The 8,864-nt window shown below is 47.3% G+C and carries 9 protein-coding genes and 1 pseudogene; 5 read left to right on the top strand and 5 right to left on the bottom strand.

The annotated features are described in order from the left end of the window. Window positions 1-91: 91 nt before the first annotated feature. The 4 genes from PMG25_RS20780 (at window position 92) to PMG25_RS20795 (ending at window position 5,259) form a co-directional block, all read left to right on the top strand. Entirely contained in the window at window positions 92-1,186 is a 1,095-nt protein-coding gene (locus PMG25_RS20780) for a hypothetical protein (RefSeq protein WP_283768809.1), read from the top strand. Between the two features lie 68 nt (window positions 1,187-1,254). Then, window positions 1,255-1,491, top strand: a complete 237-nt coding sequence (locus PMG25_RS20785) for a hypothetical protein (RefSeq protein ID WP_283768810.1) — start codon at window positions 1,255-1,257, stop codon at window positions 1,489-1,491. 268 nt (window positions 1,492-1,759) lie between these two features. Beyond that, window positions 1,760-3,658 carry a two-component system response regulator gene (locus PMG25_RS20790; RefSeq protein ID WP_283768811.1) on the top strand — a complete coding sequence of 633 codons (1,899 nt, stop codon included), beginning with the start codon at window positions 1,760-1,762 and terminating at the stop codon, window positions 3,656-3,658. Between the two features lie 2 nt (window positions 3,659-3,660). After that, a complete protein-coding gene (locus PMG25_RS20795) occupies window positions 3,661-5,259 on the top strand; it encodes an AMP-binding protein (RefSeq protein ID WP_283768812.1) in 1,599 nt (532 codons plus the stop codon). 53 nt (window positions 5,260-5,312) lie between these two features. Here the strand turns inward: PMG25_RS20795 and purQ are convergent, their stop codons facing one another. Together purQ and purS are read right to left on the bottom strand one after the other, a co-directional pair. Then, a complete protein-coding gene (gene purQ / locus PMG25_RS20800; RefSeq protein WP_283768813.1) occupies window positions 5,313-5,981 on the bottom strand; it encodes a phosphoribosylformylglycinamidine synthase subunit PurQ in 669 nt (222 codons plus the stop codon). An 11-nt stretch (window positions 5,982-5,992) separates the two neighbouring features. Beyond that, window positions 5,993-6,250, bottom strand: coding sequence for a phosphoribosylformylglycinamidine synthase subunit PurS (gene purS, locus PMG25_RS20805; protein WP_283768814.1), 258 nt, complete (start codon window positions 6,248-6,250; stop codon window positions 5,993-5,995). Between the two features lie 114 nt (window positions 6,251-6,364). Between purS and PMG25_RS20810 the strand changes: the two genes are divergently transcribed. Then, a complete protein-coding gene (locus PMG25_RS20810) occupies window positions 6,365-6,910 on the top strand; it encodes a peroxiredoxin (protein WP_347178897.1) in 546 nt (181 codons plus the stop codon). Between the two features lie 8 nt (window positions 6,911-6,918). Here the strand turns inward: PMG25_RS20810 and PMG25_RS20815 are convergent, their stop codons facing one another. The 3 genes and pseudogenes from PMG25_RS20815 to PMG25_RS20825 all read right to left on the bottom strand — a co-directional run. After that, window positions 6,919-7,740 carry a Uma2 family endonuclease gene (locus tag PMG25_RS20815; protein ID WP_283768816.1) on the bottom strand — a complete coding sequence of 274 codons (822 nt, stop codon included), beginning with the start codon at window positions 7,738-7,740 and terminating at the stop codon, window positions 6,919-6,921. Between the two features lie 42 nt (window positions 7,741-7,782). Then, window positions 7,783-8,562, bottom strand: a complete 780-nt coding sequence (locus tag PMG25_RS20820; protein ID WP_283768817.1) for a Uma2 family endonuclease — start codon at window positions 8,560-8,562, stop codon at window positions 7,783-7,785. A 42-nt stretch (window positions 8,563-8,604) separates the two neighbouring features. Beyond that, a pseudogene (locus PMG25_RS20825) lies at window positions 8,605-8,864 on the bottom strand (Uma2 family endonuclease); the annotation flags it as partial.

Below are 8,864 nucleotides of genomic sequence, written 5' to 3' on the forward strand. Positions count from 1 at the left end.
GCCCGCTTCTTAACAAATTTTCATGTCCGCTTGCGGAAACCGGACTTGATATGAGGAGGTTAAGAAGAGTTTTTTTCGATTCAGGTTAGCGATGAATTTTGCTCAATTTTGCCAAAATTTAGCAGATCCTAAAGTCTATTATCCCCAACTGGCGGCGGCGACAGGTGGGGTGGTGGGTGCTGTTTTGGCCTGGCATATTTTGCAGCAATTAGGCGATCGCTCCCCCAACTGGACTAGACTTAACCCACAAGATATAACCGCTCAGACTGGTTTAACTGAGGCAGAACAGCAGCTTGCTCGCCAACAGTTAGCCCAAAAAGGATTATTAGAAGAGCGCCAAGTACCGGGTAAAGAGGGTGTGGTGGATGTGCGCTTAAATTGGGAGCGCCTAGAAGCAGCGCTTCAGGGTGGACAATCTCCTGCCTCTACTGCTCCGGCTGCCGATCGCTATTTTCCAGTTAAACGTCAGGCGATCGCCGTTCCTGTTACTCCTAATTATCAATTTACCGGCCCTTGGAACTCCCCAGAACAATTAGAAGCATTTCAGCGCCAACTGCTGGACTATGCCAAACAAAAAGGTTTAGACAATCCATCGGGATGGATGTTTAAGATTGTTGATGGACTCACCAAAGGCATGATTTCCCCTTTTTGGGATGAATTTACTCAAAATATTCCCTTGGGGTCGAGTCAGCAGGTCAAACGGGACTGGGAAATTGAAACCGGTGTGCCCTATCCTGCTTTTGAAGAAGAACGCATTCAATACTATGTGCAGAAAGGAGAACCCCTAGAAGTCGCCGTTTCTAGAGCGCGAGCAGATCTGAGAAAACCCGTATTGGCTCAAGATCTATGGGAAGGATTCTTGCGAAAGTGCGATCGCCTCGCCGATGAAGCCCTCAAAGCCAAGAAAAAAGGCTTAACCACCCCCTATTTACCCCCCTCCTTCACCCAACGACCCGAAATTACCAAAGAACAGGTGATGGAGAAATTATTACAAGTGTCTACCCCTACCGCCTTACCCGCCTCTGAACCTGCTCCTGAACCAGAGGCTACCCCCTCCCTAGAACAACTGCAAAAAGCCTATCAAAGTCCCCTCGGACGCAGTTGGGTAAAACAGCAACTCCAGCAGCATCCCGAATGGGGATATGAGATTATTGATAACCAAGTACAGCCTTCGTTACCCTTTTAGGGAGATGGGGAAAGATTGCCTATTCCCCATTCCCCATTCCCCATTCCCTATTCCCCATTCCCCATTCCATGGAACCCTTGCACCAAATCGATCCTCTGCTTCCAGGAAGACCCAAAAGCAGCCCTGAGCAGCGCCGAAAACAGGCTCAGGAGCAGCGAGAGCTGGAAAAACAAGAAGGATATCAAAAGCTGATCGACTTGTGCGCGATCGGCGAAATAGAAGCCGCTCAACGCCTGTTAGCAGCCCATCCCCATTGGGGATATGAGATTATCGACGGTTGGGTGAGCGATCGCACAGAACCGTAATGCTGTTCTCTGCTTTACGCCTAGGAGGTATAGAATAACAGAAGATGTCAGGAGCATTCGGAGTATTTTAAAATTTAGAGAGAATTTGAACTCAAGTTTACTTTTCGCAGGTGTTAGCTCCAAAGGGAGTAAAATTATGGGAGAAGAAACTATGCGGCGATCGCTAGATCCATCAATTCCCCCTCCATCCTCCCACTACTCCTGAATGTTGTTATCTTCTTCTTTCGTGTCTAGATTATATCCATCTGCCAGTCAACAAATGGATCGGATGCCATCCTCTTTACCACTTGGAAATATCTTACTGATCGATCCCCAATCCCAAGGATTCGAGGATTTAGAGCATTGGTTAGGTCAAGAAGGATATACCCTGCGTCATATACCTAATCCCGTAATGGCGCTGATGATTGCCCGATCGACTCAGCCGGATTTGATTATTCTCAAAGTCCATGAGATTACCTCACAAGATTACGATCTTTGCTTAAAGCTGAAAGAAAATCTCAAAACCTCTGATATTCCAGTTGTGTTAATCGCCGATACTCGATTGGAAATTCAATTAGAAACATTACTCTCGATGGGCGTTTTAGATTGTATTTTTAGTGGATATAATGATCCGGAAACCATTATTCGCTTAAAAACACAACTCAAAATTCAGGGGTTAACTAAGCAGCTCAAAAAACAACAAACTTATTTACAAGAAGAAATTCGTCATCGCAAAGCGGCACAAGCTGAAGTTGAACAACTGAACCTAGAACTAGAGAGACGAGTTCAAGAGAGAACCGCCCGACTAGAGCAGGCCAATCAAGAACTCAAAAAAGAAATTATTGAACGTCACAAAGTGCAAAAACGGCTGCATCACCAGGCCTATTATAATAACTTAACTGGCTTACCTAATCGGACTTTATTTTTAGAGCGATTAGAAGATGCAGTCAGTCGGCAAAAGCATCAACCGGATTATCGATTTGCAGTCTTATTTATTGATGGCGATCGCTTCAAAGTGATCAACGACTCATTAGGCCATACGATTGGAGATCAATTGATCGTTGCTATGGCTCGCCGTCTAGAAAATTCAACCCGTTTAATTGATACTTTAGCCCATTTAGGCGGTGATGAATTTTCGATTTTACTTGAAGAGATTCGCAACTTAGAAGAAGTCACAGAAATTGCTGAACAAATCCATCAAGAATTTATCGCTCCCTTCCATGTCGATCAACATACAGTATACCTGAATATTAGTACCGGGATTACCTTCTATATGGGAGAAGAACGCCCTCCTCAACATATTCTTCGAGATGCAGAAACGGCGATGTACCGGGCAAAAGCGTCAAGACAAGGAAGCTATCAGATTTTTGACTCAGCGATGCACGCCAATGCCGTATCCTTGCTGCGGCTAGAGATGGATTTACGGCAAGCCTTAAAACGCCATGAATTTTTTCTGCAATATCAACCGATTATGTCCTTAACCACGGGTAAAATATCCGGGTTTGAAGCCTTGGTTCGCTGGCAGCATCCAGAGCGAGGATTTATTCCGCCCAACGAATTTATTCCGGCGGCAGAAGAGACGGGATTAATTGTCCCCATCGGTCGTTGGATCTTAAAAGAAGCCTGTCAACAATTGCGAATTTGGCAAGAATTGTATCTCAACCATTTTCCGATCGCCATTAGTATTAACCTGTCAACTAAGCAATTTTTACAAGCAGATTTGATCGAGCAATTGGATCGAATCTTGCAAGCGGTGGAAATTGATGGTAACTTAATCAAGCTGGAAATCACGGAAAGCGTGATTATGGAAAACGATCAATCAGAAGTGCTGATCGAGCAGTTTCGAGACCGGCAAATCCGAGTGTGTTTGGATGACTTTGGTACGGGGTATTCTTCTCTGAGTTATCTCCAGCGCTTGAAGGTGGATACCTTGAAAATCGATCGCTCGTTTATTGGGGACTTAGATCGCAATGAAGATAATCTGAAAATTGTGGAAGCGATTATTACTCTGGCTCACCAATTGGGGATGGATGTGACTGCCGAAGGAGTGGAAACCCTAGACCAAATTAAACAATTACAAGCTCTTGGCTGTGAGACGGCTCAAGGCTATTTTTTCGCTAAACCTTTGGATCACGATCGCGCCGCAGAGTTGATTATTAATCCTCCCCAATGGTTAGAGGAGGTGTGAGGGTGAATATTGCCCATCGTCTCCAAGAGCGTCTGCAAGAACCCTGTACTCAGTCGGGCGATCGCCCGGCGATTATCACCCAGAAACAGTCGATTTCCTTTGCCCAATTGGATCGCGCTTCGAGTTGTGGGGCTGCTTATTTGCAAGATTTGGGGCTAAACCCAGGCGATCGCGTCCTGGTATTCTTGCCTATGTCTATCGATCTCTACATTGCTCTGCTTGCAGTCTTCAAATTGGGCATTATTGCTATGTTTGTCGATCCAAGTGCCGGGCAAACCCATCTAGAAAACTGTTGCGAAATAGCGCCCCCTCAAGCGCTTTTGGCGACTCCAAAAGCCAGTTTGCTCCTGTTGAAATCTCCGGCACTGCGGCAAATTCCTTTGAAGTTGGTTCCTCATATTTCCCTTCCAGGGTTGAAAAATTGGTATCGTTTCCGCGCCTATTCCCCTTCCCCGACGCTCTACCCGGCAACGGCTGAAACCCCTGCTCTGCTGACGTTTACCAGTGGTAGCACGGGAAAACCGAAAGCGGCTTTGCGTAGCCATGGCTTTCTGCTCACCCAGCATGAAGTGTTAGCGCGTCATCTTCATCATGAACCGGGGGCGATCGATTTAACCACACTGCCGGTCTTTATTTTGGCTAATCTGGCTTCTGGAGTCACGAGTCTGATTCCTGCGGGGGATTTGAGAAAACCGGGGTTTATTAATCCTGTTCCCATTGTGCGGCAAATTCAAACCCATCAACCCAGTAGTACGGTTGCTTCTCCGGCGTTTCTAGAGCGTTTAGTGAGCTACTGCGAAGATCATCAGATCCGGTTGGAGAGTTTCCAGTGTATGTTTACCGGGGGCGCTCCGGTTTTTCCTTCATTGTGCGATCGCCTGCAACACTGCGCCACCCATGCCCAAATTATCCCCATGTATGGCTCCACGGAAGCCGAACCCATCGCCCATACTTCGACTTCGCTCAGTAACCCTACTTCTGCTCCATCCTCCCTTGGCGGACTCTTTGCCGGCCATCCGATCGCCGAAATTAACCTAAAAATTATACCCGACTCCTGGGGAAAACCCATTGCTCCCCTCACTCCCGAAGCCTTTGCTGACTATACCTTGCCCCCCCTGACTCCTGGGGAAATTGTGGTCAGTGGCGACCATGTTTTACCCGGTTATGTGAACGGAGAGGGAGATTTAGAAACCAAATTTCGCGTTGGTAACACCCCTTGGCATCGTACCGGAGATGCCGGTTATCTGGACAGTGACGGTAATTTATGGCTGCTCGGCCGCACCCGTGCCAAGATTGAGGATGAAAAAGGGATACTCTATCCATTAAGTGTAGAGGCGATCGCCCATCAATTCTCGACGATCAAACGAGCCGCCCTCATCAGCCACAACCATCAACGGTGGCTAATTTTAGAATTAAATCCCCTCCACCCCCCGGATGAACATCAATTCTCCCAGCTCAAATCAGCCCTAGAATTCGCCCAAATCGACAAAATTAAAATTGTGACAAAAATCCCCGTAGATGCCCGTCACAACGCTAAAATTAACTATCCGGCCTTAGAAAAACTGCTTGAAATGACGATAGAAGGCCGTGCTTCAAAATAGCACTTCGCACTGTAATTGTTAATTGTTAATTGTTAATTGTTAATTGTTAATTGTCAATGATTCAAGCTTTCCAAGAGTCCCTTAAATAGGGCTAATCCATCAGTTCCGCCTAAGATGGGATCGCTGGCGCGTTCAGGGTGAGGCATCATACCCATGACATTGCCCTTCTGATTACAAATTCCGGCGATGTCATTGAGGGAACCATTGGGATTTTCGCCCACATAACGGAAGAGAACTTGCTGGTTGTCTTCAATTTTAGCGAGGGTTTCAGGATCGGCGTAATAGCGCCCTTCTCCGTGGGCGATGGGCAGAGTAATTTTCTGATCTTTGGCGTATAAATGGGTAAAGGTGGTTTGATTATTTTCTACTTTTAAGGTGGGCCGATCGCAGATAAAATGAAGTCCTTGGTTGCGCGTTAAGGCTCCCGGCAATAATCCCACCTCGGTTAGCACCTGAAATCCGTTACAGATGCCGAAAATGAGCTTGCCTTGGTGGGCATGTTCAACGATCGCCCCCATAATAGGAGAAAATCGGGCGATCGCCCCGCAGCGCAGATAATCCCCATAACTAAATCCCCCTGGCAGTACCACCCCATCCACATCGTCTAACGTGGTTTCTTGATGCCAAATTAACTGGGTTGGGCAGCCTAAAACATCGCGCAGCACATACACCATATCGCGATCGCAGTTAGAACCCGGAAAAACCACCACCCCAAACTTCATGACGTATCCCCCTACTCTGGAATCAAATCAAAACGATAATTTTCAATCACGGGATTAGCTAATAGGCGATCGCACATTTGATCGAGCTGCTCCTGAGCCTCTTTTTCTCCCTCTGCTTGCAGTTTCAAATCAATATATTTACCAATTCTCACCCCTTCCACGGTTTCATATCCCAACTGTTTTAAGCCCGACTCCACCGCAACCCCCGCCGGATCGAGAACGGAAGGGCGCAGGGTGACAAAAATTTTCGCACGATAGGTTTGAGCCACGATTGACTTGCCTTTAGGGTACACCACTTTATAAGAGTACACCCCCTCTCCTCAGAAAGAAACTGCTACAGTGTGCAATTGAACTCTTATCAAACATAAATACCCATGAATCCCTTGAATCGGCGATCGCTCTTACGCCTTATTCTCAGCAGTGTGCTGCTCCTGGCGCTCTCCCTACCCTGGGCAACCCCCACCCTCGCCCTAGGAGGCAAACTTCCCCAAATTGGCGAACCTGCGCCCTCTTTCCAACTCCCCACGAATACCGGAGATGGAGAAATCGCCCTTTCCGACTACCAAGGACAATGGGTAGTAGCCTACTTCTATCCTGCCGACTTTACCCCCGGTTGCACTCTAGAAGCACGGCGGTTTCAACAAGACTTACCCGAATACCTAGAGCGCAATACGCAAATTTTAGGCATTAGCGCCGATGACATCAAATCCCATGCCGATTTCTGTGATAGTGAAGGCTTAAAATTTCCCCTACTCGCCGATACTACCGGGGAAGTGAGCAAAGCCTATGGTTCCTGGTTACGGTTTATCTCCATGCGCCATACGTTTATTATCGACCCCGATGGCATTCTCCGCGCCACCTTTACCGGCGTTCGTCCTGCTATTCATTCCCAAGAAGTTCTCGCCCGTTTGGACGAACTGCAAGCGTAATGCACGGTTTATTGCAGATAATCTTGCACGGTTTCTACAGGTAAGGATAGGATGTTGGCGATCGCCTCGGCATCAAGTCCCATTGCTGCTAAGGGGGCGATCGCCTTACGCTGGGCTTGTTCTAACTGTTGATTCCTTTCTCGCTCTTGTTGCAGTTGCTCCCGTTCCCGTTGTAGTGCCTCTTGAATTTCCTGAGAGCGTTCCTGTTCTTGTTCAAGTTCTAGGTCTTTTTGTTCGAGTTCTAGCACCGTATTCCGTACCCGTGCGATCGCCTCTACATAGGTCGCAAATCGTTCCCCCGTGGGAGTATACAATTGCAATTCCCCCGCTTCCGTTAGCTCAAAGCGCACCTTTAATAAGGGACTCACCCAATTTTGCATTGACGCAATGGGCAATAATTCTCCTTGTGGCTGGCGTATCCATCCTTTAAGTTTTACTCGATCCGGGTCAAACAGATAATACTCTTGCACTCCGTAACGGTTGTAAAACTTCAGCTTTTTCTCTTCCAACTCTTTGAGCGTGTTACTGCGCGAGGCAATTTCAAATACCACTTGGGGAGCTATATTATTTTCTTCCCATTGTCGATAGGAGCGGCGATCGCCTTTCGGTCTACCCAATGCCACCATTACATCTGGAGCCATGCGCGTTTGATTATCCCCTTCTACGGGATACCAAAGCAAATCACCAGCGATAAACACATTCGGATCGTCGGCATAGAGAGCATCTAGCCCTCCTTGGATGGTGGTAATGTAGCGAAACTGAATCGTATTGTCAGCCAAGGGTAACCCGTCGCTTTCTGGATACTCAATTTGGGGATGAACTGAAACCATGATAGAAGAATGGGGACATTAAGGAAATCAATTATCCTCATTTTATTGCAGATAATCTTGCACGGTTTCTACAGGTAAGGATAGGATGTTGGCGATCGCCTCGGCATCAAGTCCCATTGCTGCTAACGGGGCGATCGCCTGACGTTGGGCTTGTTCTAACTGTTGAATTCTTTCCCGTTCTTGTTGCAGTTCTAAAAGAGCTTGCTGAGAGCGTTCCTGTTCTTGTTCGAGTTCTAGCACCGTATTCCGTACCCGTGCGATCGCCTCTACATAAGTCGCAAACCGCTCCCCCGTGGGAGTATACAATTGCAATTCCCCCGCTTCCGTTAGCTCAAAGCGCACCTTTAATAAGGGACTCACCCAATTTTGCATTGACGCAATGGGCAATAATTCTCCTTGTGGCTGGCGTATCCATCCTTTAAGTTTTACTCGATCCGGGTCAAACAGATAATACTCTTGCACTCCGTAACGGTTGTAAAACTTCAGCTTTTTCTCTTCCAACTCTTTGAGCGTGTTACTGCGCGAGGCAATTTCAAATACCACTTGGGGAGCTATATTATTTTCTTCCCATTGTCGATAGGAGCGGCGATCGCCTTTCGGTCTACCCAATGCCACCATTACATCTGGAGCCATGCGCGTTTGATTATCCCCTTCTACGGGATACCAAAGCAAATCACCAGCGATAAACACATTCGGATCGTCGGCATAGAGAGCATCTAGCCCTCCTTGGATGGTGGTAATGTAGCGAAACTGAATCGTATTGTCAGCCAAGGGTAACCCGTCGCTTTCTGGATACTCAATTTGGGGATGAACTGAAACCATGATAGAAGAATGGGGACATTAAGGAAATCAATTATCCTCATTTTATTGCAGATAATCTTGCACGGTTTCTACAGGTAAGGATAGGATGTTGGCGATCGCCTCGGCATCAAGTCCCATTGCTGCTAACGGGGCGATCGCCTGGCGCTGGGCTTGTTCTAACTGTTGAATTCTTTCCCGTTCTTGTTGCAGTTGGGCGATCGCCTCTACATAGGTCGCAAACCGCTCCCCCGTGGGAGTATACAATTGTAATTCCCCCGCTTCCGTTAGCTCAAAGCGCACCTTTAATAAGGGACTCACCCAAT

Origin of the sequence: Roseofilum capinflatum BLCC-M114 (assembly GCF_030068505.1) — a bacterium.
GTDB lineage: Bacteria > Cyanobacteriota > Cyanobacteriia > Cyanobacteriales > Desertifilaceae > Roseofilum > Roseofilum capinflatum.

What these genes read in the sequence shown, in the direction of transcription:
- PMG25_RS20780 (WP_283768809.1), top strand. Translation starts at nt 92, where the DNA reads ATGAATTTTGCTCAATTTTGCCAAAATTTAGCAGATCCTAAAGTCTAT.
- PMG25_RS20785 (WP_283768810.1), top strand. Translation starts at nt 1,255, where the DNA reads ATGGAACCCTTGCACCAAATCGATCCTCTGCTTCCAGGAAGACCCAAA.
- PMG25_RS20790 (WP_283768811.1), top strand. Translation starts at nt 1,760, where the DNA reads ATGCCATCCTCTTTACCACTTGGAAATATCTTACTGATCGATCCCCAA.
- purQ (WP_283768813.1), bottom strand. Translation starts at nt 5,981, where the DNA reads ATGAAGTTTGGGGTGGTGGTTTTTCCGGGTTCTAACTGCGATCGCGAT.
- PMG25_RS20815 (WP_283768816.1), bottom strand. Translation starts at nt 7,740, where the DNA reads ATGGTTTCAGTTCATCCCCAAATTGAGTATCCAGAAAGCGACGGGTTA.
- PMG25_RS20820 (WP_283768817.1), bottom strand. Translation starts at nt 8,562, where the DNA reads ATGGTTTCAGTTCATCCCCAAATTGAGTATCCAGAAAGCGACGGGTTA.